This is a genomic window from Lentzea terrae (assembly GCF_003265345.1).
Taxonomy (GTDB): Bacteria; Actinomycetota; Actinomycetes; order Mycobacteriales; family Pseudonocardiaceae; genus Lentzea; species Lentzea terrae.
Map to the genome: position 1 here is coordinate 298,779 of NZ_QFWW01000004.1, position 23,047 is coordinate 321,825.

Consider the following 23,047-nt stretch of genomic DNA (forward strand, 5'->3'; position numbering starts at 1 on the left):
TGCTCTGTCTCACTAGGACGTGACATTGTGGGCACCATGTCCTACCTCGCGGATAGCGCGCGCTACGAGCAGATGACGTATCGGCGGACGGGCCGCAGCGGCCTCAAGCTGCCGGCCATCTCGCTCGGTCTGTGGCACAACTTCGGCGGCGACCGGCCGTACGAGCTGGGTCGCGGGATTGCCCGGCGGGCGTTCGACCTCGGTGTCACGCACTTCGACCTCGCCAACAACTACGGCCCGCCGTACGGCTCGGCCGAGATCACGTTCGGTCAGATCCTCAAGGATGATCTCAGGCCGTACCGCGATGAGCTCGTCATCTCGACCAAGGCGGGTTACGACATGTGGCCTGGGCCGTACGGGGAGTGGGGCAGCCGCAAGTACCTGCTGAGCTCGCTCGACCAGTCGCTGACCAGGATGGGTCTCGACTACGTCGACATCTTCTACTCGCACCGGTTCGACCCGGAGACGCCGCTCGAGGAGACGATGGGCGCGCTGGTCAGCGCGGTGCAGCAGGGCAAGGCGCTGTACGTCGGCATCTCGTCGTACTCGCCCGCCAAGACCCGCGAGGCGGCCGAGCTGCTCAGGTCCGCGGGCGTGCCGCTGCTGATCCACCAGCCGAGCTACTCGATGCTCAACCGCTGGATCGAGCCGGAGCTGCTGGACGCGCTGGAGGAGGTCGGCGCGGGCTGCATCGCGTTCTCGCCGCTCGCGCAGGGCATGCTGACCGACCGCTACCTCAACGGCGTCCCGGCGGACTCGCGTGCCGCGCAGGGCAAGTCGCTGTCGACGGACCTGCTGAGCGAGGAGAACCTCGGCCGGATCCGTGCGTTGAACGACATCGCGAAGTCGCGTGGGCAGTCGCTGGCCCAGCTCGCGCTGACGTGGACGATCCGCGACCCGCGCGTCACGTCGGCGTTGATCGGCGCCTCGTCGGTGGCCCAGCTGGAGCAGAACCTCGCCGCACTGCAGGCGCCGCCGCTGACCGACGACGAGCTCGCCGAGATCGACAAGCACGCCGTCGAGTCGGGCATCGACCTCTGGGCGACGAGCTCTCAATCCGAGTAGCCGAGCGCATGCGGGGAGCTTTCGTACGCTCCTGGAGTACGGGAGCGCCCCGCGTGCGGTCAGTCGAGCAGGCGGCGGGGGAGGCGGATCGTGAAGGTCGTCGAGCCGGGATGGCTGGTGAGGGTGATCGTGCCGCCGTGGGCTTCGACGAGTGACTGCACTACGGCCAGGCCCAGGCCGCTGCCGCCGCGCTGGCGGGTCCGCGAGTTGTCGACGCGGTAGAACCGGTCGAAGATCCGCGCCTGGTCGGCCTCCGGGATGCCGGGACCGGTGTCGCTCACCTGCACGACAGCCCAGTTGTTCTCGGACCGCACTCGCAACGACACCGAGGTGCCGGCCGGCGTGTGGACGGCCGCGTTGGTCAGCAGGTTGTCGAGCACCTGCCGCAACCGGGTCGCGTCCGCGCGCATGGTCACCGTGTCGGCGTCGACCTCCAACGAGTGCGACGGACGGACCGCGCGGAATGCGTCGGCGGCCGCCTCGGCGATCATCGCCAGGTTCGTCTCCTCCGGGCGCAGCGGTGGTTCGGACTCCGCGGAGTCCAGGCGTGCCAACAACAACAGGTCGTCGAGCAGCACGCTCATCCGCGACGCCTCCGACCGCAGCTTCTCCAGGTGCTTCTCGCGTTCGCCCGGCTCGTTGGCCGCGGCGTACCGGAAGAGGTCCGCGTAGCCGCGCAACGAGGTCAAGGGCGTGCGCAGCTCGTGTGACGCGTCCGCGATGAACCGCCGCAGCCGTTGCTCTGCGGCCGTGCGGGCGGCCAAAGAAGAGTCGATGTGCGCGAGCATGTTGTTGAACGCCTCGCGCAGCTCTTCCACCTCGACGCCGCCGCCCTTGCCCTCCACCCGCGCCGCGAGAGCCGAGTCGGTCAGGTCGTGCGACGAGATGTCGTGCGCGGTGTCGGCCATGTGCGACAGCGGCTGCATGCCCTTGCGGATCAACGCCTGGCCGCCGACGACCAGCGCGACCAGCGCGGCCAGGAACGCGATCACGCTGACCGTGATCAGCTGGGAGATCGTGCCGTCCCTGTCGTTCATCGGGGCCGCGCTGACCAGCACGACCTCGCCCTGGACGATCTGGCAGGCGCGCAGCCGGAACTTGCCGTCGCCGCGCAGGTACTCGGTCTCGAACAGGTCGCCGTTCAACGCCTTCTTCGCGATGGCGTCGAACTCCTCCCGGTCCTCCGGCTGCTGTTCACCCGGCTGGGGACGCAGTTCGCCGTTCTGCATCTTGTAGATGACCGCGAACCAGTCCGGCGGCAGCTTGCTGACCTTGTCGTAGTGCTCGACCTCGTAGGCAGCGCCCTTCTGGCTGATCTCCATCTGCTGGTCCAGGCGCCGGTCCAGGAAGTCCTTCATCGACGTGACCATGACCCAGCCGACGATCACGAACACCGTCAGCGCCAGCGCGCCCAGACCCAGTGCGAGGCGCGTGCCGAGCCGCCACTGACCGACGGGCTTCATTCTGCTGCTCGGCGGAGCACGTACCCCACACCGCGCACGGTGTGGATCAACGGCTCGCGGCCGTCGTCGAGCTTGCGGCGCAGGTGGGAGATGACCAGCTCGACCACGTTCGAGCGGCCGCCGAAGTCGTACTCCCACACGTGGTCGAGGATCTGCGCCTTCGTCAGCACGGCCGGTGAGCGGCGCATCAGGTAGCGGAGCAGTTCGTACTCGGTCGGGGTCAACGTCACGAGCTTGCCGCCGCGCCGGACCTCTCGGGTGTCCTCGTCCATCACGAGATCGGACACCTTGAGCACCGAGCGCTTCCAGGACGGACCGGTCGAGCGGCGCAGCACGGCCCGCAACCGGGCCATCAGCTCCTCGACGGAGAACGGTTTTACGAGGTAGTCGTCGCCGCCGCGAGTGAGTCCCGCCACACGGTCCGCGGTGCCGTCACGGGCCGTCAGGAACACCACGGGGACCATCGCCCCGGCTGCGCGCATTCGATCAAGAACGGTGAATCCGTCCAGGTCAGGCAGCATGAGGTCGAGCACGACGATGTCCGGCTGGAACTCGGCGGCCTCTCTCAGGGCGTCCTCGCCGTTGAGCGCGGTCGCGGCCTGCCAGCCCTCGTACCGGGCGACCGTCGCGACCAGGTCTGCGATGTGCGGCTCGTCGTCCACGACGAGCAATCGAACCGAGTTCCCCTTGTCCACGTGCTCATGGTGCGTCACCTGGTGCTCCACTCGCTCGATCGACAGGAAGTCGACAGCCCGTGCAAAGCGGAGCCACAGCTCAGACGCCCAGGATCGAGAAAGACCGAACGACCGCCACAGACCGCCCGACCGAGGAGTCCGCCGTGACGACCACCCTGCAGCAACCCGTGCGACCGGCTGCGGCCGGGCGCGCGACGCCGCACAAGGTGCTGGCCAAAGCCGGCCTCTACGCGTTCCTGCTGGCCAACGCGGCGTTCGTGACCTACCTGTTCAACGCGGCCGGCGTCGGGTCGAACAAGCTGGTCAACTTCGGTCGCCTGACCGGTCTCTACGGCGCGCTCGCCATGGCGTTCCAGCTGCTGCTGGGTCGCGCGGCTGCCGTGGCTCGACCGCAGGCTCGGCATGGACAAGCTGACCTCGTGGCACCGCTGGGTCGGCTTCACGATCTTCTGGATGCTGATCGGCCACCTGGTCTTCATCGCGTTCGGCAACGCCGGTGCCGACGGCCCGATCGCCGAGGTCGTCCGCCAGGCCACCGAGCTGGAGGGCATCCTCCGCGCGCTGGTCGCGTGGGCGATCATCATGATCGTCGGCGTCGTCTCGGCCCGGTTCGCGCGGCGGAAGCTGGCCTACGAGACCTGGCACTTCATCCACCTGTACACCTACATCGCGATCTTCCTCGCGTTCACGCACCAGGTGGCGGTCGGCAGCACGTTCCGCAAGTCCGCGCTCGCCACCGGCTACTGGTGGGGTCTCTGGGCGTTCGCGATCGGCTCCGTCGTGATCGGACGGTTGGTGCTGCCGTTCTGGCGCAACTGGCGTCACCAGTTCCGGGTCGCCGCGGTCGTGCCGGAGGCGCACAACGTCGTCTCCGTCTACATCGAGGGCAAGGACCTGGACCAGCTGGGCGCCAAGGCCGGTCAGTTCTTCCTGTGGCGCTTCCTCACCAAGGACCGCTGGTGGCAGGCCAACCCGTTCTCGCTGTCCGCGGCGCCGAACGAGAAGTACCTGCGGCTCACCGCGAAGGCGTTGGGTGAGGGCAGCGCCGACATCCGCAACATCAAGGTCGGCACCCGAGTGTTCGCCGAGGGCCCGTACGGCGCCTTCACGACCATGCACCAGACCAAGCCGAACGCACTCCTCGTCGCGGGTGGTGTCGGCATCACGCCGATCCGCGCGCTGCTGGAGGAGATCAAGGGCCACGTCGTGGTGCTGTACCGGGTGAGCGACCCGCGCGAGGCCGTGCTGCTGCGCGAGCTCGAAGGTCTCGCCAGGGCCAAGGGCGCGGTGCTGCGCCTGGTCACCGGTTCCTCGAAGACGATCACCGCGAACGGCCCGTTGCTCGGCCCGGAGAACATCGCCGCGCTGGTGCCGGACGTGCAGGACCGCGACGTCTTCATCTGCGGCCCCAACGGCATGACCGACGCGGTGGTGCGCAGCCTCGACGAACTGGGAGTGCCCAGCAACCAGGTCCACGCCGAGCGCTTCGCGCTGGCCAACTGAGAGGGTCCGACGACGTGAAGAGGGCAATTCCCGTACTGGCGCTGAGCGTGGCCGGCCTGGTTCCGGTCTGGCTGTACTCGCCGGGTGCCGCGCACGAGGGCGAGATCAACGAGGCCGCCGCCGCACCGGAAACCCAGCAGCAGCCCCAAAAGCAGGCCGCTCCGCAGACCACGGCTCCGAAGACGACCGGGTCCGCGCCCAAGGCGACCGGATCCGCGCCGACGACTCAGCCCCAGCAACAGCAACAGCAGGCCCAGACCAGGACCGTGTCCGGTCCGGCGGTGAACACGGAGGAAGGCACCGTACAGGTCCAGGTCACCTTCCAGGGCACCAAGATCACCGACGTCAAGGCGTTGCGGGCACCGAACAGCAACCCGACCAGGATGGCGCTGCCGATCCTGCGGGAGTCCGCGTTGAAGGCGCAGAGCGCGGACATCGACACGGTGTCCGGCGCGACCTACACCTCCGAGGGCTACAAGCAGTCGCTGCAGGCGGCGATCGACGGAGCGCAGTAGGAATGTCGGTGCGGCGCGTCGAACAGATCATGGGCCTGCCGATCTCGGTGGACCTGCGTGACGGGGACGCCGTACTGGCCGAGCGGGCGTTCGCTTCGCTGCGGCAGGCGGATGCCCAGTTCTCGCCCTTCAAGCCGGACAGCGAGGTGTCCCGGCTGGACCGGGGTGAGCTCACCAGGGAAGAGCTCACCCCGGACCTGGTCGAGGTCCTCTCGCTGTGCGACTGGTACGAGGAGTCGACGGGCGGTGCGTTCACGGCACAGGTACCGGGACGCGGGCTCGACCCGTGCGCGGTGGTGAAGGGCTGGGCCGTGCAGCGTGCCGCGGATCTGCTGCGGAAGGGCGGCGCGACGACGTTCTGCCTCAACGCGGGTGGCGACGTCGTCACGGCCGGCGAGCCGGAGCCCGGAAAACCTTGGCGCGTGGGCGTTCGGCATCCTGATCTGGAGGACCAGCTCTGCGTCGTGCTCGGCGTGCGCGACGGAGCCGTTGCCACGTCAGCGTTGTACGAACGCGGCCAGCACATCCTGGACGGCCGTACCGGTCAGCCCGTCTCAGGACTCTTGTCGGTAACGGTTTTCTCCGACGACCTCGCGATCGCGGACACCACTGCCACAGCAGCGTTTGCGCTGGGCAGGGACGGAATCGAGTGGGCGGCGGCACAAGAGGACTGCGAGGTCTTCATCGTCGACGAAGATCGTCGCGTGTTCTCGAGCCCTGGACTTCCGGTACATGTCTGTTAACATGCCCGCCCAACGGAGCATCGACTCCGGGGCACGGATTTCGTTGATCAAGAGCTGGATCGGAGCTCGCGCTCGGGGCAAGACCCGGCCTGCTGTCGACCAACACCTCGTGCGGAAGAGCCTGCAGGCGAGCGAATTCGGGAGCGCGCGCCGGCGGGCTCTTTCTGTTTTCTAGGCCGGGACGGGCACCACGGGGCTGGTGATCGGCGGGACCGGCACGTCGGCAGCGCGCACCAGCCGCGGGCCCTCGGGACCGTAGACCGCGCGCGGTTCGGGAAACACGAAGAGCAGCGCCAGGAACAGCACGGCGGCGACCGCGATCGACAGCGGCAGACTGATGTCCACGCCGCCGGCGAGATTCCCCAGCGGTCCGACGAACTGGCCGGGCAGGTTGGTGCACAGGACACCCGTGACCGCCGCGACCCACCAGGCCGTCATGCCACGCCAGTTCCAGCCGTGCGCGAACCAGTACCGGCCGCCGCGCTGACGTCGGTTGAACACCTGCAGCGCCTCCGGGTCGTACCAGCCGCGCCGGGTGAACAGGCCGAGCAACATCACCACCATCCACGGGGTGGTGCAGGTGATGATCAGCGTGGCGAACGTCGAGATGCTCCGCACCAGGTCGAACCCGAAGCGGCCGACGAAGATGAACACCACGGCCAGCGCGCCGACGAGCACCGTCGCCTGCACGCGGGACAGCCGCGGGAACACGCTCGAGAAGTCCAGGCCGGTGCCGTAGAGCGCGGTCGTGCCCGTCGACATCCCGCCGATCAGCGCGAGCAGGCACACCGGCAGGAAGAACCACTGCGGTGCGATCGCCAGCAGGCCGCCGACGAAGTCCTGGCTCGCCGGATCCACATAGGACGGTGCTTTGGCGGCGATGATGCTCGCGGTGGCGAGGCCGAAGACGAACGGTACGAGCGTCGCGATCTGGGACAGGAACGCCGCCGCGACCACCCGGCGGTGCGGGGTGGTCGCCGGGATGTAGCGCGACCAGTCGCCCAGGAAAGCACCGAACGACACCGGGTTCGCCAGCACGATCAGCGCCGACCCGATGAACGCCGGCCAGAACAGGTCCTGCGTGACCGTGCCCGCGTACGCCGGGTCGAAGTCACCCGCGAAGGCCACCACGCCGAGCACGAAGAGCAGCGTCGCCGAGACGACCGCGATCTTGTTGACGAAGAGCATGAACCGGAACCCGTACGTGCACACGACGAGCACGAGAACCGCGAACACCCCGTACGCGATCGCGTAGGACAACGTGCTGCGCGGCATCCCGAACAACCGGTGCGCGCCGCCTACCAGCGCGTCGCCCGAGCTCCAGACGGCAATGGAGAAGAAGGCCACCGCGGTCAGCAGCGACAGGAACGAGCCGACGATCCGGCCGTGCACGCCGAGGTGCGCCGACGAGGAGACCGCGTTGTTGGTGCCGTTGATCGGGCCGAAGATCGCCATCGGGCAGAGGAGCAACGCCCCGGCGAGCACGCCGAGCACTGTCGCGCCCAAGCCCTGCCAGAACGAGAGTCCGAACAGGATCGGAAACGCTCCCAGCACGCAGGTGGAGAACGTGTTGGCACCGCCGAAGGCCAGGCGGAACAGGTCGAACGGGGTCGCGGTGCGTTCGTCGTCCGGGATCCGCTCGATCCCGTTGGTCTCGACCTGGGTGAGCGGCGGCGGTTGCGCTGGCATGCGCCGACGCTACAAACCCACGAGTGACCTGGAACACTGGATGAATCGTCCAATCCCTGGTTGAGGATTGGACGATTCAACCTCAGGCGTAGCGGTCCTCGTTGAAGTCGAGGTTCACCGCGGAGCAGCCGAGATCGCGGCCCATCGCGTCCAGCACGTCCACGAGCTCCAGCCCGCTCAGCCAGTCGCGAGGCAGTGCTTCCGTGCCGTGCAAGGCGCCGAGGATGTTGCCGGTCAACGCCGCCGTGGCGTCACTGCCGCCGGAATGGTTGGCAGCAGCGCGCATCGCGTCCACGAACTGCACGGGCTTCGGATGCGTCAGCACGGTGTAGACCGCGATCGCCAGCGCTTCCGGGCCGGTCCAGCCGCTGCCGAGCCGGTCGACGCGCACGGACGACGAACCGTCGTGCTCCTCGGCCAGCACCACGGCGCGCGTCAGCACCGTCGCGGTGTAGGTGTCGTCGCGCAGCACCCGGCCGATGACCTGGTCGATCGCCTCGCGCAACGGCCTGCCCTTCACGGCGAGCAGGTGGACCAGCAACGCCAGTGCGCCACCGGACACCCAGCCGCCCGTGCCGCCGTGGGTGAGCGCCGCGAACCGGCAGCCCAGGTCGTAGGCGATCGCTGCGGACGGCGCGAAACCGGCGGGCGCGGTGCGCGTGACGCCGTTGCAGCCCGACGACTCGTTGTGCGGATCAGTCGGCGTGGACATGGTGTCGGCGGCGAGCGCGCGCAGGCACGTCAAACCCGGCGAACGGCTCTCGTACAGCCGTTCGTCTGCGAGCAGCCCCACCGCACCCCGTTCCGGGGCCGGCTGCTGCTGGGTGACCAACCAGCGCCGGTAGCTGTGCCACACCATCTCCGACGGCTCCCACTCGCCGGTGCGCTTCCCGCGCACCCAGGCGCGCAGGTAGCCGTCGGCGGTGAAGAGCGTCAGCTGGGTGTCGTCGGTGAAGAGCGCGGGCTTCGGTGGAGCGAGCACACCTTCTGGACCGTGTTCACGCTGGATGTCGGCCAGACCGAGGTACTGCACAGGCGCGCCGAGCGCATCACCGAGAGCGCCGCCGAGGAGGCACCCGGCGCCGCGGTCAACCACGGAATTCCGATCTCGCGGCACCCGTGAACAGTAGCGTCCCGCGAACTTCGGCCGCACTTGTATCTGAGACGTCGCGTCTCACACCTGTTGAAGTAACGAGGTCAGCGGGTGCGAGGGAGGGGCATGCGGAGCAAAACCGGACTCGAGTTCGGCGTGCTCGGTCCACTCCAGGTGCTCGCGGACGGACGGCTGATCCAGCTCGGCCGCCGCGGCATGCGCGGACTGCTGGCCATGCTGGTCGTCGAGGCGAACCGACCCGTCTCGATCGACCAGATCGTCGACGCGCTGTGGACGGAGTCGCCGCCCGCCACGGCGCGGACGATCGTGCACGGTTACGTCTCGCGGTTGCGCAAGGTGCTGGAGGAGGCCGACCCGTCGGCGTCCGCGACCATCCGCACCACGCCGACCGGGTACCAGCTGACCGTGGACCCGTGGCGTCTCGACCTGCACCGCGCCCGGCAGCTCGTGGCGTCTTCCCGCGGCAAGCCCGCCGCCATCAGGGCGGGCTTGTTGCGCGAGGCGTTGGGTCTGTGGCGCGGGCCGGTGCTCGCCGACGTACCGGGCGACCCGATGACCTCCGACCTCGAAGAGCTCCGGCTGTCGGCGTTGGAGGAGCGCATCGACGCCGAGCTCGAGCTCGGCCGGCACCTGGAGCTGGTGGGCGAACTGCGCGGGCTGTGCACCGAGTACCCGTACCGGGAACGGCTGGTGGCGCACAGCATGCGGGCGCTGTACCGGTCCGGGCAGCGGGCCGACGCTCTCGAGGCCTACCAACGGTTCCAGCGTCGTGCGGGCGAGGAGCTGGGCATCGATCCCGGGCCGCAGCTGCGGTTGCTGCAGGAGCAGGTGCTGCGCGACGACCCGGCGCTGAGCCTGATCGGCCCCGTCGAGTCGCGTCCCGTCGCGCCGCGGGCGGGGATCGTGTCACCGGCGCTGCTGCCTGCTGCTGCTTCGCGCCTGTTCGGCCGGGACGACGACAAGGCGTGGCTGGACAACGTGTGTGCCGCGCGGAACCTGCTCGGCACGACCGTGGCTGTGCTGACCGGTGCGCCCGGTGTCGGCAAGAGCGCGCTGGCGATCACGTGGGGCCACGAGAACTCCGAGATGTTCCCGCACGGCGTGTTGTTCGCTTCTTTGGGAGACACCGAACCGGGCGAGGTGCTGACCAGGTTCCTGGTGGCGCTGGGGGTTCCGGCGGACGGGGTGCCGGTCGCGGTGGAGGACCGCGTCGGGCTGTACCGGTCGTTGCTGCACCGCCGCCGCGTGCTGGTGGTGCTGGACGACGCGACCGGCTTCGAGCAGGTGCAGCCGTTGCTGCCGCCGGGTTCCGGCTCGGTGGTGCTGGTGACGTCGCGGTCGAAGCTGGAACGGCTGGTCGTCACCAACAGCGCTCGCGTGCGCAAGCTCGGGCCGTTGGACGACGACGCCGCGCGTGAGCTCGTGGACGACGTGCTGGGCAAGCCGCTGTCCGCGGAAGACCCGGTGGCCGCGCGCAAGCTGGCCGAGCTTTGCGGCGGACTGCCGCTGGCGCTGCGGGTGGCCGCGGCCAAGCTCGTGATCAGTCCGGAGTGGACGGTCGAGGAGCTGGTGGGGGAGCTGGCCGACGACGGGCACCGGTTGCGCGGCTTGGACCTACCTGAGGCAGGCGTGGGGGTCTCGCGGGCGCTGGACCTGTCGACCCGCGACCTGCCGTCCGAGCTCGGCGAAGTCTTCACGTCCGTCGGCATGGCGCCCGGCCGGTGGATGTCGTCGCACGCCGTCGCCGCGTTGACCCGGACTCGCATCGACTCCGCGCGTTCGCGGCTGGCGCAGCTCGTCGAGGTGAACCTGCTGGTCGAGCCGTGGCCGGACGGGTTCACGATGCACGAGCTGGTGCGGCTGTACGTGCGTGGAGCCGGCCGTGCGGACCTGGACTCGTTGCGGCGCCTGGTGAACTACTACCTCGTCGCGTGCGACCACGTGCGCCGCGCCATCCGACCGGCGCGCGACGGCCTGGACTTCGCGTTGGGGGACAACGGTTCCACGTCGCTGCCGGCGTTCGGCGACCCGGTCGCGTGGTTCGACCAGGAGTGGCCGAACATCGTGGCGATCGTGCACGCGGCCGCGGAGTCGGGCCTGCACGACCAGGTGTGGCAGCTGGTTCGGCTCCTGCACACCTACGCGACCGTGCGCGCGCTCACCGGGGAGTGGGTCGCGCTGGTCGGGTTCGGCCTGGCCGCGGCCGAGGTGACGGGGAGCCGCCTCGGCCAGGTCCTGATGCTGGACACGACCTACACGACGAACGCCAGGCTGGGACGTCCTGTCCTGCTGCCGGACGCTCGCCGCGCGCACCGGCTCGCTTCGGAACTGGGCGAGCGTCAGTACCTGGTGCTGACACTCGCCCAGCTCGCGGATGTGTTGTTCCGCCTGAAGCACCACGACGAGGCGTTGCTGCACTTCTGGGAGTCGGTGCAGCTCGCGCAGCAGTCCGGTGACGTCGTCGGTGAGGGCCACGGCCTGAACAACGTGGCGCAGGTCGAACAGGCCCGCGGCCGGGTGGACGTCGCGCTGCAGCACCAGGCGCACGCGGTCGAGGTGTACCGGCGTTCCGGCGACCAGGTCGCGTTGATCCGAGGTCTCGCGAACCTGGCGGAGCTCAGCCTGGAAGCCGGCCTGCTGGACCAGGCGGAGTCGTTGGCGCGCCAGGTCGTCGACCAGGCAGCCGTCGCCGAGGTGACGCACCTCGAAGGCTTTGGCCGCCAGGTGCTCGGCGGGGTGCTGCTCCGGCGGGCGGAATGGGTTGCTGCGGCAGCGGAATTGACGGAGGCGCTGCGCCTGTACGCGCAGGTCAACTCCGCGCGGGCGGTCGAGGTCCGTGCTGCTTTGGACTCGCTGTCGTCCGAGGTTTAGCGGCTGTTTAGTCGTCTGGTCCCAAAACATGGGAATGTGGAACGTGCAGGCCGCCGAGTGGGGGATTGCCGAGGGGGTAAGGCGCCTGCATTGAGAGGCCCGACCGGCATTCGGGGGAGAGTGCCGGTCGGGCTTTTCGTCATTGGAAGTTCTCTTCGGTGCAACGGGCGAGCGGCAGCAGCTCCGGCCGCTTCGGCGCCAGTCCGTCGCCCATCGACTCGCCCCGCAACGTCCGGCCGATCCACGGCACCACGTGCTCGCGCGCCCACTTCAGGTCGGCCTTGCGCTGGGTGACCCAGTCCGCCTGCTGCAGCGCGGGCCACGGCGCGTCCCACGAGTGGTCGTCCGTCAGCCCGAGAACCTGCGCGGCCTTCAGCGCGACCCGCTGGTGCCCCTCCGGCGACAGGTGCAGCCTGTCCTCGCTCCACGCACGCCGGTCGTGCAGCGCGTGCATCGACCAGAGATCGACCATCCGGCAGTGGTAGCGCTCGGCGATCGACCACAGGTGCGAGTTGTAGATGGCGATCTTGCCGCGGAGGCTCCTGAGCAGCGGGGTGGAGCGCGTGTCGAAGCCGGTGAAGATGAGGACGTCCGAGCCGGCCGCCCTGAGGTCGGCCACCGCCACCTCGTAGACCTCGGCCAGCGCGTCCGGGTCGCTGTTCGGGAGCATGAGGTCGTTGCCGCCGCCGCAGAACGTGACGAGGTCCGGTTTCAGCTCGGTCGCCAGGGTGACTTGCTCGTCGATGATCTCCTGCAGCATCTTGCCTCTGATCGCGAGGTTGGCGTATCTGAAGTCAGGTGCCTGTTGGGCGATCAATCCGGCCAGGCGGTCGGCCCAGCCCACGTAGGTGTCTCCAGGGCCCGGATCGTCCATGCCCTCGGTGAAGCTGTCCCCCAGGGACACGAGACTGTTCCATCGCAGCAGCACAACATCCCCCTTTGCGTCGCTTCCTGCTCTGCCCTGCCCGCCTGCGGCTCCCGTTCGCAGGCGACTGGTTAGCATGCACAATCAACGGGTGGTTACGCCACCGTCGGTTACGCAATCGTAGGTTTTGTCGCTGTGGGTGACGATCCTTTTACCACCCGATCGAGGGAAGCTTGAGGCTCGTCCGGGCGATCCCTGGGCCGATCATGGGGTGATCCTGGGGTTTTGTCTCAATCGGTCGCTAGCTTCTGGTGCCGTGCGTTCTGGTTTGCCGCTTCCTTCCATTTCGGTTGGTGTCGCGCTGCTCACGGTCGGCGTGCTGGCTGGGGTGGCCATGACTGCTGGGGTGGTTCCTGTGCCTGGGCCTGGGGCCGAGCCTGGAGGTTCGTCTGTTGAGCCCGAGATCGCGCAGATCGGCGGGGATCAGCCGCCCATGGAGTTCACCCCGGTGCCTTCTGCCGTGAAGGTGGCGCCCAGTTCCAGGGCTGGGTCTCGGGTCGTGGTCACTCCGCCGCCGCACTCGAATCCCGTGGTCACGCCGGAGGGCGAGCCTCGGACGAGCGTGGTCGGCACGACGGTGGTGCCTTCGGTGGACTTGCCTTCGATCTCGTCCGAGCCGTTGACTTCTGCGCCTTCTTCGTCGGAGCACGTGGAAAACCCCCGCAGCGACGTCGGCGCGTGACGTCTCTGCGGGGGCCGTGGGACCTTTCCGAAGGGGAGCGCCGCCGCCGATCAGCTCCCCCTCGGAAAGGGGTGGGACCACTGCTCGGGACGCCGCCGCCGATCTGCCCCGAGCAGTGGGGTTGGGACCGTCTCAGGGGGCGCCGCCGCCGATCTACCCCCTGAGACGGGGTCTGGTCACCCGCTCGCTATCGCGTCCAGAGTGGACGGAGTGGCGGGAAGGTGGTCGTTGTAGGCCGAGCGCAGCCTCAGTTCTGCGCCCGGCGACGCGCCGATGGTGTCCAGGCCGAGCAGTGCGGCGCCTACCACCGGGGGGACGTCCACCACTCGTACCTGGGCCAGCGGGGCCTGCTTGAGCACGCGTTCGCGGACTGGGCCCACCACTACTTCGCCTGTGTTGGTCAGGACGCCGCCGCCTAGGACGATGTCGACGGGCTCGTCCAACAGGTCGAGCTTCGTCAGCGAGACGGTTGAGAGGAGAACGATCTCCTCGATCAGGCGCTCGATCTGGGCCAACGCCACGGAGTCGCCGCGTGCCGCTACCTCGAAGACGATCGGGCAGAGGGCGTGCGGGTCCAGTTCGAGTTCCTCGAAGTGGATTTTCTCGACCACCTTGAGGATTGAGGATTCGCCGTAGTGCGCGAGTAGAGCTGGGAGGAGTTCGGTTGGCTTGCCTCGGCCGTCTTCGGCTCGGACCGCGTGCCACAGGGCGTCGTTGCCCAGTTGGCCGCCGCCTCCCCAGTCGCCGGAGATTGCGCCCAGGGCTGGGAAGCGGTGGGTGCGGCCGTCGTGGGCCACGCCTACTGCGTTGATGCCTGCGCCGCAGACCACGGCCACGCCTACGCCTGAGCCGGTGCCTGCGCGGAGGAGGGCGAACGTGTCGTTGCCTACCACTACGGAGGAGGACCAGCCTCGTTCGGTGATTGCGCGGGTCAGGTCTTCTTCTTCGCGTGGCAGGTCGGCGCCTGCCAGGTAGGCGGCTGTGTGTGCGGCGATCGGTTCGTTCGGGGACAGTCCCGCTTGCGCTGCGGCTTCGCGTGCCAGGCCGTCGAACACGTCCAGTCCGCGCTTCATGCCCACTGTCTGCGGCGGGGCTCCTGGGCCGCGCACCTGCGCGAGCACCTTGCCGTCCGCGTCGACCAGTAGGACTGCGGTTTTGCTGTTCCCGCCGTCGATCGCGAGCACACGGTCGGTCATTGGTGTCAGGCTCCCTTCACCCACGGCAGCAGATCGCGGTTCTGCGCGATCAGCTCGTCGGCCAGCTGGTCCGCGATGGCGTGCTGGCCGATCAGCGGGTGGGCGAGCAGTGCGTTCGCCACTCGGTCGCGGCCGCCGTGCAGGGCGGCCTCCAGTGCGAGGTATTCGTAGGCGGTCACGTGTGAGATGAGGCCGGAGATGGAGGGTTCCACCGGGCGGACTGGCAGCGGGGTGCCGCCGTTGTTGTCCACTGTGGACGAGACCTCGATCACGGCGTCGTCGGGGAGGAAGGGGAGCGTGCCGTTGTTCTGCACGTTCACCACGTGCTTCTCGGCGCCTCCGCCGCCCGTCAGCGCGTGCACGAGTTGCACGGCGGCTTCCGAGTAGTAGGCGCCGCCGCGTTGGGACAGCTGTTCTGGCTTTGTGACGACTGAAAGGTCGCTGTAGATGTCGAGCAGTTCCTTCTCGACTGTTGCGACCACCTCGGCGCGCGGCGGTTCGGTGCGCTGCTTCTTCACGACCTGGTCGTGGTTGTAGAAGTAGTTGAGGTAGTACGAGGGAACCATGTTCAGGCGCTGCATGAGGGAGGCGTCGATGCCGATGTGCTCGGCGAGGCCTTCCGCGTGCTGGGAGAGCAGCTCGGGAAGGCGGTCCACGCCGTCGACGTGGACGCCGCGTTCCCACGTGAGGTGGTTCAGGCCGACGTGTTCGAGTTCCACAGTGGACGGATCGACGCCCAGCAGGCCGGAGGTCCAGCGTTGGAAGGTGATCGCCACGTTGCACAGGCCGATGGCCTTGTGGCCGGCTTGGAGGAGGGCGCGGGTCACGATGCCGACCGGGTTCGTGAAGTTCACGATCCAGGTGTTCTCGCCGGCGATCGAACGGACCTTGTCGGCGATGTCCAGGACGACCGGGACAGTGCGCAGGGCCTTGGCCAGGCCGCCGGCGCCGGTCGTCTCCTGGCCCACGCACCCGCAGGTGAGCGGGAACGTCTCGTCGGAGGCGCGGGCCGCCTGGCCGCCTACCCTGAGCTGGAGGAGAACCGCTGACGCGCCCTCTACGCCCTGTTCCAGCGACGTTGTCGTGCGCACCTTCGCCGGGTGGCCGGCGTGCTCCAGCAAGCGCTGGCAGAACGGGCCGATGATCGACAGGCGGTGCTCGTCCGGGTCGACGAGGACGATCTCGTCCACCGCGAGGCTGGTGCGGCGTCCGGCGATGCCGTCGATCAGCTCCGGTGTGTAGGTGGACCCGCCACCGACGACGGTCAGTTTCATCCCTTGACTCCTGTGAAGGTGATGCCCTTGACGAACGACTTCTGGGCGAAGATGAAGAGGATGATCGCCGGGATCATCGTCAGGAACGTCACCGCCATTGCTGAGTTCCACTGCACGATGTGCATGCCCTTGAACGTCGCCAGTGCCAGCGACAACGTCCACTGCTCCTTCACCTCACCGGTGTAGAGCAACGGGCCGAAGTAGTCGTTCCAGGTGAAGAGGAAGCAGAACAGCGCCGTGGCCGCGATGCCGGGCTTGGCCATCGGCACGATGATCCGCACCAGTGTCTGGAACTCCGAGCAGCCGTCCACCCGTGCGGCGTCCACATAGGACTGCGGGATGGTCAGCATGAACTGACGCAGCAAGAAGATGCTGAACGCGTCGAAAAGGAAGTACGGCGCGATCAACGGCAACAGCGTGCCGGTCAGGCCGAGCGACGACCACGTGTCGTACAGCGGCACCGCGACGACCTGCGGTGGCAGCATCATCGCGCCGATCACCAGCAGGAACGCCACGTTGCGGCCGCGCCATCGGAGCTTCGCCAGTGCGTAGGCGGCCGGGATCGACGAGAGCAGCATGCCCGCGGTCGCGAGCAGCGAGTACGTGAGGCTGTTGAACAGGTACTGGAACAGCGGGGCCTTGTCGAAGACCTCGACGAAGTTCTCCCAGTGCCATTCCGTCGGCCACAGGTTCGAGGTGAAGGCCTGGTCGTCGGACATCACGGCGGTGAGGAAGACGAACAGCACGGGCGTCGCGAACATCAGGCCCAGCGCGAGGCCGATCGCGTGCGTGGCGACCCAGTTGAGGATTCCCCTGACGTCACGGGGTTTCTTCGGCAGCTCCGGCTCGGCCGGGACGTCCAGCGGTGGCTTGGCGAGCGTGGCGGTCATGCTCCCGGGCCCCCTTCCTCAGCGGCGGAGCCCTTGCGCATCCGCTGCACCAGCACGATCGTCACGCCGAACGAGATGATGAACAGGACCGTCGCCATCGCGGCGGCGTAACCCATGTCGAAGTAGCGGAAGCCTTGTGTGTACAGGTAAACCGGGAACGTCAGCGTGGAGTTGTCCGGGAACCCGAGGTACTTCGTCGATCCCGTCGAGTCCGCTGAACCCGAGCCCGCCGACCCCGCGACGACGGCTTGGGTGAAGAGCTGCAACGCGAGGATCACCGAGTTCACGATGCCGAAGAGCAGCACCGGGGAGATCGTCGGCAGCGTCACGTGCCACCACCGGCGGATCGGGCCGGCGCCGTCGAGCTCGGCGGCCTCGTACTGCTCCTGCGGCACGTCGAGGATCGCGGCCAGGATGATGATCATCAGGTCGCCGGAGATCCACAGCATGATCGCGGTGATGCCGGGCTTGGCCCACATCGGGTCGGAGAACCACAGCGGTGAGTCGAGCCCGAACCAGCCGAGCACCGTGGCGAACGGGCCGCCGTTGGGGCGCAACACCATGAAGAACACGAGGGTCGCGGCCACCGGCGGTGCCAGCGACGGGAGGTAGCAGAGCGTGCGGATCAGGCCGACGCCGGATTTGAGACGTGCGATGACCGACGCCACGCCCAGCGCGAACACCGTCCGCGCGATGGTCAGCACCGCGACGAACCACAGCGTGTTCTGGATCGCCTTGGTGAACAAGGGATCCTTGAACATGAAGAGGTAGTTGTCGAGGCCGGTGAACTCCGGTGCGTTGATCAGGTCGTACTTCGTGAACGAGAAGATGACCGTGGCGACCAGCGGATAACCGAAGAACAGGACGAAGCCGATGATGGCCGGGGCCATGAACCCGAGCACGGCGAGACGGTGGCGGGCACGAGCCCGCCCCCTGCCGGGGGCGGGCCGAGCTCCGAGCGTGGCGGTCATCTTGCGAACCCCTACTTGCCGCTCTTGGCGAGCTGGTCGTCGATGTTCTGGTCGACCTTCTTCAGGCCCGCAGCCAGGTCCGGCTCCTTGCCCGAGGTGTACGACACCGCGAAGTCGGTCACGGCCTTGATGTGCGCGTCACCGATCGGGGTGACCGGGTTGCCCTTGAGCTTGTCGCTCTTGGCCAGGTCGATGAACGTCTTGAACTGCGCGTCCACCTCGAGCTTCGGGCTCTCCATCGCGGCCTTGGTGCTCGGCACGTTCTTGATGGCGTTGGACAGGTCGACGATCGTGTCGGTGTCGAACGACAGGTGCTTGATCAGCTCCCACGCGGCGCCGGGGTTCTTGGCGCCCTTGGGAATGCCCATGATCGTGCCGGTGGTGAAGGCGGTGCCGTAGTCGGCGGGCTTCCAGGTCGGGAACGGAGCCGTGCCGAACTTGATCTGTGGCGCCTGGGCCTTGAGGAAGGCGGTGCGGTACTCGCCGTCCATCATGATCGCGATCTTGCCCTGGTGGAACGCGTGGTCGGCCGAGTACTCCTGGCCGAGACCGGCGCGGAAGCGCTCCAGCGCGTCGAAGCCGTAGAAGTCCACGAGCTTCTTCTGGAACGTCATCATCTCGGTGAAGCCGGGTGAGGTGGCGAGCGCCGACTTGCCGTCCGGGGTCGTCCACTCGGCACCGAACGACGGGCCGAGGATGGTCGGGCGGTTGGCGTAGAAGCCCATGGTGGGCAGGTAACCGGCGCGCTCGATGTCGCCGTTCGGCGCCTTCTTGGTCAGCTTCTTCGCGGCCTCGAACAGCTCGTCCAGCGTCTTCGGCGGGGCCGCGACGCCGGCCTCCGCCATCATGCCGGTGTTGTAGTACATGGCGTACACGTCGGTGAGCATGGGCATCGCGCAGCGGTTGCCCTTGTACTCGGTGTACTCGCGCACGGCAGGCGAGATCTGGTTCAGGTCGACCTTGTCGCGGTCGATGTAGGGCTGCAGCTTCTGGAACGCCCCGGAGGAGCAGAACTGGCCGATGTTGTCGGTGGTGAACGACAGTGCGACGTCCGGCGTGTTGCCCGACCGGATGCCCGCGGTGATCTTGTCGTCGTCCTGCGAGCCCTCGTGCTTGATCTCGATGTTCGGGAACTTCTTGTTGAACGTCTTGAGGGCCTTGGTGACCTCTTCGAGCTCGCGGTCGGAGTAGTTGCTCCAGACCGTGAGGGTGAGCTTGTCGTCCTTGCCGGGAGCGGCTGCGGCTTCGGAACTCGCGCCGCCACCCTTGCCCGCCGCACATGCGGTGAGGGTCAGCGCTGCGGCGACACAGAGCAAGGCAGCACGGGTGTGCTTGCGCATGTGCACTCCTTCTCGATCAACGTGGGGACCCGGCGACCGACACAGGGCCGCGGAATGGAGCCGTGGTGGCTGCCGGCAGACCGAAAACCGTCTCGCGGGCCACCGCCAGTGCCGAGTGCAGTGCGCCGCTGCGCACCGGCTTCCCGGTCACCAGAGCCAGCTGGACGGGCGTCCTCGGCACCACCAGTTGCCGCAACTCCGCGGCAACGAGATCGTTCAGCGTCGTTCCGCCTGCCTGGGCGATGTCGCCGGACAGGAGGATGAGTTCCGGGTCGAGCACCGCGACGACGCTGGCCACACCCGTGGCGATGCGCCTGGCGAGATCACCCAGGAACTCCCGGCCCGCAGGTCCCGCGGCCAACGCCTTGCGCACGGCACCGTGACCGTTGCGCGCGGCGAGCCCGTGGGCCCTGGCGAGCTTGCAGATCGATGCGTTGCTGAGCAGCTCACCGAACGTGCCGCCGGAGCGGTCCGTGTCGGTGTCGGCAGATGCGCGGTCGGGGATCATCAGCCCGTCGATCTCGCCCGCGCCACCGGAGGCGCCGCGCAGCAGCACCCCGTTGATCACGACAGCGGCACCGACGAGGTCGGCGGGCCAGATGACGACGAAGTCGCGCACCTCGGTGGCCCTGCCGGCGACCATCTCCTCCAGTGCGACCAGGTTGACGTCGTTCTCGACGCTCACCGAGGTCGCGAGCTGCTCCCGCAACCGGCCGGGCATGTCGAAACCGCTCCAGCCGGGCAGATGTGGTGCGTAGGCGAGCTCGCCGTTCGCGGGGTTCACCGCTCCCGGACAGCCCACCACGGCGTGCAGCAACTGGTCGGGTTGCAGGCCTGCCTGCCCGCACGCCTTGCCGACCGCGCTCACGAACGCCTCGAGCACTCCGTACTTCGCGGGCATCGGCGCCTTGTGCTCGGTGAGCACGGTGCCGGAGATGTCCGCGATCGCGATGTCGACCGTCTCGGGGGTGAGGTCGATGGCCGCGATGTGCGCGAGGGCCCCGTTGACCGACCACAGCTGGGCACGCGGCCCGCGTCCACCGCCGCGCAGTCCGTTGCGGACCACGGTGTCGGCGGTTTCCAGCCGGGTGAGCAGCTGTGCGGTCGCCGGCTTGGAGAGGCCGATCAGGCCCTCCAACTCCGACCTGGTCAGCGGCCCGTTGCGCAGCAAAGCCTCGATGGCTGCGCGGTCGTTGATCTCCCGCAGCAGTCGTGGGCTTCCGGCACGCATTAGGTCCGCTCCTGTCTGTTAACTTTCCAGACGATTTCGTGGAGACGGTAGTGACCTGGTTCACCGCGGTCAATCCCCGATATGGGTCCGTTACCTGACTTAGGTTCACCTAAGGCAGTCTGGAAGCATGACCGACGTGCGCCAGGAGTCGCTCGCATCACTGCTGGGAGGCCGGGGCGGCGCCCTCGACGCCTCCCTGCCGCCACTGGCGTTCGTCGCGGGCTGGCTGATCTGGGGCCACTCGATCGGCGCCGGTGCCGTGGTCGCCGTCCTGTGCGGCGTCGTGATCGGCGTGTTCCGTCTCGTACGCGGCGAGAAACCCCGCGCCGTGGTGCTGTCCGTGCTGCTCGTGGTGGCAGCCGCACTGATCGCTTTGTACACCGGGCGCGTCGAGGACTTCTTCCTCATCCAGCTGCTGTCCAACGTGGCCTCGGCCCTGGCGTGGGCGGGCTCGATCGGGGTGCGCTGGCCGTTGCTCGGCGTGGTGGTGGGAACGCTGCTCGGGCAGAAGACCCGGTGGCGGCGAGATCCTGCCCTTTTGCGCGCCTACTCAGTCGCGTCGTGGGCTTGGGTCGGTCAGTACGTGCTGCGGGTCGCCGTGTTCACGCCGTTGTGGCTCAACGCCGAGGTCATCTGGCTGGGCACGCTCCGCGCGGTGCTGTCGTGGCCGCTGCAGATCGTCTGCATCGTGGTGTCGGGGTGGCTGCTTCGTCGCGCGCTGCCTTCGGACCACCCCGGCTTCCGGCACCCGCAGGTGCCGGAGCAGGCTTAGGCCTTCAGCTTCTCGACGACCCGTCCGGCGAGCTTCTCGCTGAGTTCGCAGGCGATCGGGTATTCGGGTTCTGCCCGGAAGTTGGTGGTGATGCGCACTTCGACGGCAGCCCCACCCGACGCGCTGATGGTGGTGTCGCAGGTTCCCTGGCCATCTCCGGCATTGCTGACGAAAGCCGGGTATCCGGCGACCGTCGTCTCCCGGAACGTCTTGCCCTTCCTGGCCTGCTCCTTCAACGCCTCGAACGTCTTCCTCGTCGAGAGGGTGACGGAGTAAGCCGGCCGCGTCATGGCCTTCGGATCCCAGAAGCAGTGCGGCCCCTGCGATGTGTCCTTCAGCTTGGGGTCGTGGAACTCGTCCTCGGAATTGAGTTCCTTGCTGGTGAACAGCCGGCACGGATCGTCCACGAACTTGCTCAGGTCGAGGTCGGACGAGGTGGAGCAGCCGGACACGACAGCCGCGGTCGTCAGCAGGATCAGAGCGTTGAGCTTCACAGTTCCCGTAGACGATGGCGGCGGAGAGTCGGTTCCGCAATCAGGCGAACTAGCTCAGCGGCTGGTCGCCAGCCGCAGGAAAGCCGACCACGCGTCCGCCGAGACAGGGATGTGGGTGGCGGCGGCCTTGCTGTCCCGGATGCCGACGCTCCTGCCCACTTCGACGCAGTTGTCGCTGTTTGCGCTATAGCTGCTCTTGCGCCAGGTGGTCATCAGAGACCCTCCAAGATGGGATCGCGCCCGCGCCCGCGCCAGGTCGGATGAGATGCAGGAACAGGTTCAAACCGTGCAGGATCAACCGTTCGCGGACGTGTGCCAGTCGATGTTGCGGCAGGCGTTCAGCCCAGGTGCCGACGTCGTGTTCAGCGACTCTCCGGATCTTCTCGCGCTCCTGCGTACCGATGAACTCCGTGCCGCGCTGCTGAGGTAGGCAGATCAGCGCTTCTTCCGCTTCTTGCCGGAACCGGGCACCGTGCCGGTCTTGGGCGGCGGGGGAGGCGGTTCGGGGAAGGCCTCGAGGTCGTCCTGGTCCTTCATGAACCCCAGGAAGGCCTTGAAGCAGAACCGATAGGCGAGGTAGAGGAAGCCCACGGCGACGAGTCCAAGCCCGGCGACGATCACCTGGTACTGCTTGTCCAGACCGCCGACCGTGTCCCAGTCCTCCTGCAACTCCGCTGAGCCCGTGACCACGGACAGCGTGATCATCGTCAGCATGTAGAGCGGCATGAGCAGGAACGCGCCGACGAGGAGCAGGACGTACGGGCGGCTGTCGGTGCGGAACTCCCAGTTCGCGGGGCGGAGGTCGCTCTTCCTCTTCGGCCGGGTAGACCAGAACGGCTGCTCGACGAGTTCGACGCCCGCGGAACGCGCTCGCACCACGGCCAGCGCAGTCGTGCCGACCTTCTCGGTCACCGGGATCAACAGTTCGCGCGCCGTGCCGACGACGTGCAGAGCAGGCCCAGGAAGCACGTCGAACGAACGTGGTCTCCCCACGTCACCATCAGCGTAGATGATCACCTGGCAGGTCATCTCCTGCTCGACCTCGATGAGCTCGATCGACCGCATCGCCGTCCACGGCACAGCGACCACGTCACGCGACCGCTTTCGGCGTGAGACCAGGCTGTCCAGCACCAGGCGGTCCTCCCTGACGCACAGCCGAGCCTTGAGATCCCTGGTGGGGAACGGGATTTCGAGCCTCGAACCGATCAACGCGGACGTGACCGGCCGAGTGGTGACCAGCACGACCAACTCACCGAGTGCCCAGACCACCACGAGCAGACCTGCTGCTACCAACAGCGCAATCGGGCGGTCGCGATCAGCCACGAGCGCGAAGGTCTTGAGCAGTGCGGCGTAGATGCCGGGGAACGCGGCCCAGCGGGTCCAGACTCTCCACATCGGCATCCGTCGGCGGTGCCAGAGCAGTCCAGCGGTCGTGATGATCCAGAACGCCACCGCTCCAGCAGCGATGTCGTCGATCCCCAACGGCTGGACGGACTTTCGTCCGGCGAGCGCGTGCTCCCAGACCCCCAATCGCTCGGCCGTGACGAGAGAAAAGGCAGCGGTGAACGCGATCAGCGCAAGCCCTGCTGTCCGGCGCAGGAACAGCTCGATCAC

The 23,047-nt window shown here is 68.0% G+C and carries 20 protein-coding genes and 1 pseudogene; 7 read left to right on the plus strand and 14 right to left on the minus strand.

Features of this window, described 5'->3' with window-relative positions:
* Positions 1–36: 36 nt before the first annotated feature.
* Positions 37–1,065 (plus strand): L-glyceraldehyde 3-phosphate reductase, encoded by a 1,029-nt coding sequence (gene mgrA, locus DI276_RS08305; protein WP_112262772.1) that lies wholly within the window; start codon positions 37–39, stop codon positions 1,063–1,065.
* Between the two features lie 59 nt (positions 1,066–1,124).
* On the opposite strand, the gene DI276_RS08310 is transcribed toward mgrA, so the two are convergent.
* A complete protein-coding gene (locus tag DI276_RS08310; RefSeq protein ID WP_112262676.1) occupies positions 1,125–2,528 on the minus strand; it encodes a sensor histidine kinase in 1,404 nt (467 codons plus the stop codon).
* A complete protein-coding gene (locus tag DI276_RS08315; RefSeq protein WP_109631358.1) occupies positions 2,525–3,241 on the minus strand; it encodes a response regulator transcription factor in 717 nt (238 codons plus the stop codon). Before DI276_RS08315 ends, DI276_RS08310 begins: the two co-directional genes overlap by 4 nt.
* Positions 3,242–3,625: 384 nt before the next feature.
* Here DI276_RS08315 and DI276_RS08320 point away from each other — a divergent pair, with 384 nt between their 5' ends.
* Genes DI276_RS08320 through DI276_RS08330 form a run of 3 tightly spaced genes read left to right on the plus strand, consistent with a single transcriptional unit; the run spans position 3,626 to position 5,984 of the window.
* Complete coding sequence (locus tag DI276_RS08320; protein WP_232836527.1) at positions 3,626–4,726, plus strand: ferredoxin reductase family protein; 1,101 nt, start codon at positions 3,626–3,628, stop codon at positions 4,724–4,726.
* A 14-nt stretch (positions 4,727–4,740) separates the two neighbouring features.
* Positions 4,741–5,241, plus strand: coding sequence for an FMN-binding protein (locus DI276_RS08325; protein ID WP_112262677.1), 501 nt, complete (start codon positions 4,741–4,743; stop codon positions 5,239–5,241).
* 8 nt (positions 5,242–5,249) lie between these two features.
* Entirely contained in the window at positions 5,250–5,984 is a 735-nt protein-coding gene (locus tag DI276_RS08330) for an FAD:protein FMN transferase (RefSeq protein WP_112262773.1), read from the plus strand.
* A 171-nt stretch (positions 5,985–6,155) separates the two neighbouring features.
* On the opposite strand, the gene DI276_RS08335 is transcribed toward DI276_RS08330, so the two are convergent.
* Both DI276_RS08335 and DI276_RS08340 read right to left on the minus strand, forming a co-directional pair.
* Positions 6,156–7,673: a purine-cytosine permease family protein gene (locus tag DI276_RS08335; RefSeq protein ID WP_112262678.1), complete on the minus strand. Its 1,518-nt coding sequence runs from the start codon at positions 7,671–7,673 to the stop codon at positions 6,156–6,158.
* 82 nt (positions 7,674–7,755) lie between these two features.
* Positions 7,756–8,826 carry an ADP-ribosylglycohydrolase family protein gene (locus tag DI276_RS08340; RefSeq protein ID WP_332874624.1) on the minus strand — a complete coding sequence of 357 codons (1,071 nt, stop codon included), beginning with the start codon at positions 8,824–8,826 and terminating at the stop codon, positions 7,756–7,758.
* 66 nt (positions 8,827–8,892) lie between these two features.
* On the opposite strand from DI276_RS08340, the gene DI276_RS08345 reads away from it, so the two are divergent.
* Complete coding sequence (locus DI276_RS08345) at positions 8,893–11,658, plus strand: AfsR/SARP family transcriptional regulator (RefSeq protein WP_112262679.1); 2,766 nt, start codon at positions 8,893–8,895, stop codon at positions 11,656–11,658.
* A 139-nt stretch (positions 11,659–11,797) separates the two neighbouring features.
* Here the strand turns inward: DI276_RS08345 and DI276_RS08350 are convergent, their stop codons facing one another.
* The 7 genes from DI276_RS08350 to DI276_RS08380 all read right to left on the minus strand — a co-directional run bounded on the left by DI276_RS08350 (position 11,798) and on the right by DI276_RS08380 (position 20,167).
* Entirely contained in the window at positions 11,798–12,586 is a 789-nt protein-coding gene (locus DI276_RS08350) for an SGNH/GDSL hydrolase family protein (protein WP_332874625.1), read from the minus strand.
* A gap of 855 nt (positions 12,587–13,441) precedes the next feature.
* Entirely contained in the window at positions 13,442–14,461 is a 1,020-nt protein-coding gene (locus tag DI276_RS08355; protein WP_112262681.1) for an N-acetylglucosamine kinase, read from the minus strand.
* A 5-nt stretch (positions 14,462–14,466) separates the two neighbouring features.
* The gene (locus DI276_RS08360) at positions 14,467–15,735 is read right to left on the minus strand and encodes a 6-phospho-beta-glucosidase (RefSeq protein ID WP_112262682.1); all 1,269 of its coding nucleotides are present in this window, start codon (positions 15,733–15,735) and stop codon (positions 14,467–14,469) included.
* Positions 15,732–16,625 carry a carbohydrate ABC transporter permease gene (locus DI276_RS08365; RefSeq protein WP_112262683.1) on the minus strand — a complete coding sequence of 298 codons (894 nt, stop codon included), beginning with the start codon at positions 16,623–16,625 and terminating at the stop codon, positions 15,732–15,734. The genes DI276_RS08360 and DI276_RS08365 overlap by 4 nt, the downstream gene beginning before the upstream one ends.
* Positions 16,622–17,596 (minus strand): carbohydrate ABC transporter permease, encoded by a 975-nt coding sequence (locus tag DI276_RS08370; protein WP_112262684.1) that lies wholly within the window; start codon positions 17,594–17,596, stop codon positions 16,622–16,624. The genes DI276_RS08365 and DI276_RS08370 overlap by 4 nt, the downstream gene beginning before the upstream one ends.
* Positions 17,597–17,607: 11 nt before the next feature.
* Positions 17,608–18,936, minus strand: a complete 1,329-nt coding sequence (locus DI276_RS08375) for an ABC transporter substrate-binding protein (RefSeq protein WP_112262685.1) — start codon at positions 18,934–18,936, stop codon at positions 17,608–17,610.
* 16 nt (positions 18,937–18,952) lie between these two features.
* Entirely contained in the window at positions 18,953–20,167 is a 1,215-nt protein-coding gene (locus tag DI276_RS08380; RefSeq protein ID WP_112262686.1) for an ROK family transcriptional regulator, read from the minus strand.
* A gap of 127 nt (positions 20,168–20,294) precedes the next feature.
* Between DI276_RS08380 and DI276_RS08385 the strand changes: the two genes are divergently transcribed.
* Positions 20,295–20,939: a DUF3159 domain-containing protein gene (locus tag DI276_RS08385; RefSeq protein ID WP_112262687.1), complete on the plus strand. Its 645-nt coding sequence runs from the start codon at positions 20,295–20,297 to the stop codon at positions 20,937–20,939.
* Here DI276_RS08385 and DI276_RS08390 read toward each other — a convergent pair.
* Positions 20,936–21,448: pseudogene (locus DI276_RS08390) on the minus strand (DUF3558 domain-containing protein); the annotation flags it as partial. The gene DI276_RS08385 and the pseudogene DI276_RS08390 sit on opposite strands and share 4 nt — an antisense overlap.
* A 39-nt stretch (positions 21,449–21,487) precedes the next feature.
* Positions 21,488–21,646: a DUF397 domain-containing protein gene (locus tag DI276_RS08395; RefSeq protein WP_112262689.1), complete on the minus strand. Its 159-nt coding sequence runs from the start codon at positions 21,644–21,646 to the stop codon at positions 21,488–21,490.
* A 73-nt stretch (positions 21,647–21,719) separates the two neighbouring features.
* Between DI276_RS08395 and DI276_RS49800 the strand changes: the two genes are divergently transcribed.
* A complete protein-coding gene (locus tag DI276_RS49800; protein WP_157984587.1) occupies positions 21,720–21,863 on the plus strand; it encodes a hypothetical protein in 144 nt (47 codons plus the stop codon).
* Between the two features lie 5 nt (positions 21,864–21,868).
* On the opposite strand, the gene DI276_RS08400 is transcribed toward DI276_RS49800, so the two are convergent.
* Positions 21,869–23,047, minus strand: coding sequence for a hypothetical protein (locus tag DI276_RS08400; RefSeq protein WP_112262690.1), 1,179 nt, complete (start codon positions 23,045–23,047; stop codon positions 21,869–21,871).

Coding starts and splice junctions, on each gene's coding strand:
- mgrA (WP_112262772.1), top strand. CDS start 37: ATGTCCTACCTCGCGGATAGCGCGCGCTACGAGCAGATGACGTATCGG.
- DI276_RS08310 (WP_112262676.1), bottom strand. CDS start 2,528: ATGAAGCCCGTCGGTCAGTGGCGGCTCGGCACGCGCCTCGCACTGGGT.
- DI276_RS08320 (WP_232836527.1), top strand. CDS start 3,626: ATGGACAAGCTGACCTCGTGGCACCGCTGGGTCGGCTTCACGATCTTC.
- DI276_RS08335 (WP_112262678.1), bottom strand. CDS start 7,673: ATGCCAGCGCAACCGCCGCCGCTCACCCAGGTCGAGACCAACGGGATC.
- DI276_RS08345 (WP_112262679.1), top strand. CDS start 8,893: ATGCGGAGCAAAACCGGACTCGAGTTCGGCGTGCTCGGTCCACTCCAG.
- DI276_RS08355 (WP_112262681.1), bottom strand. CDS start 14,461: ATGACCGACCGTGTGCTCGCGATCGACGGCGGGAACAGCAAAACCGCA.
- DI276_RS08360 (WP_112262682.1), bottom strand. CDS start 15,735: ATGAAACTGACCGTCGTCGGTGGCGGGTCCACCTACACACCGGAGCTG.
- DI276_RS08365 (WP_112262683.1), bottom strand. CDS start 16,625: ATGACCGCCACGCTCGCCAAGCCACCGCTGGACGTCCCGGCCGAGCCG.
- DI276_RS08370 (WP_112262684.1), bottom strand. CDS start 17,596: ATGACCGCCACGCTCGGAGCTCGGCCCGCCCCCGGCAGGGGGCGGGCT.
- DI276_RS08375 (WP_112262685.1), bottom strand. CDS start 18,936: ATGCGCAAGCACACCCGTGCTGCCTTGCTCTGTGTCGCCGCAGCGCTG.
- DI276_RS08380 (WP_112262686.1), bottom strand. CDS start 20,167: ATGCGTGCCGGAAGCCCACGACTGCTGCGGGAGATCAACGACCGCGCA.
- DI276_RS08385 (WP_112262687.1), top strand. CDS start 20,295: ATGACCGACGTGCGCCAGGAGTCGCTCGCATCACTGCTGGGAGGCCGG.
- DI276_RS08395 (WP_112262689.1), bottom strand. CDS start 21,646: ATGACCACCTGGCGCAAGAGCAGCTATAGCGCAAACAGCGACAACTGC.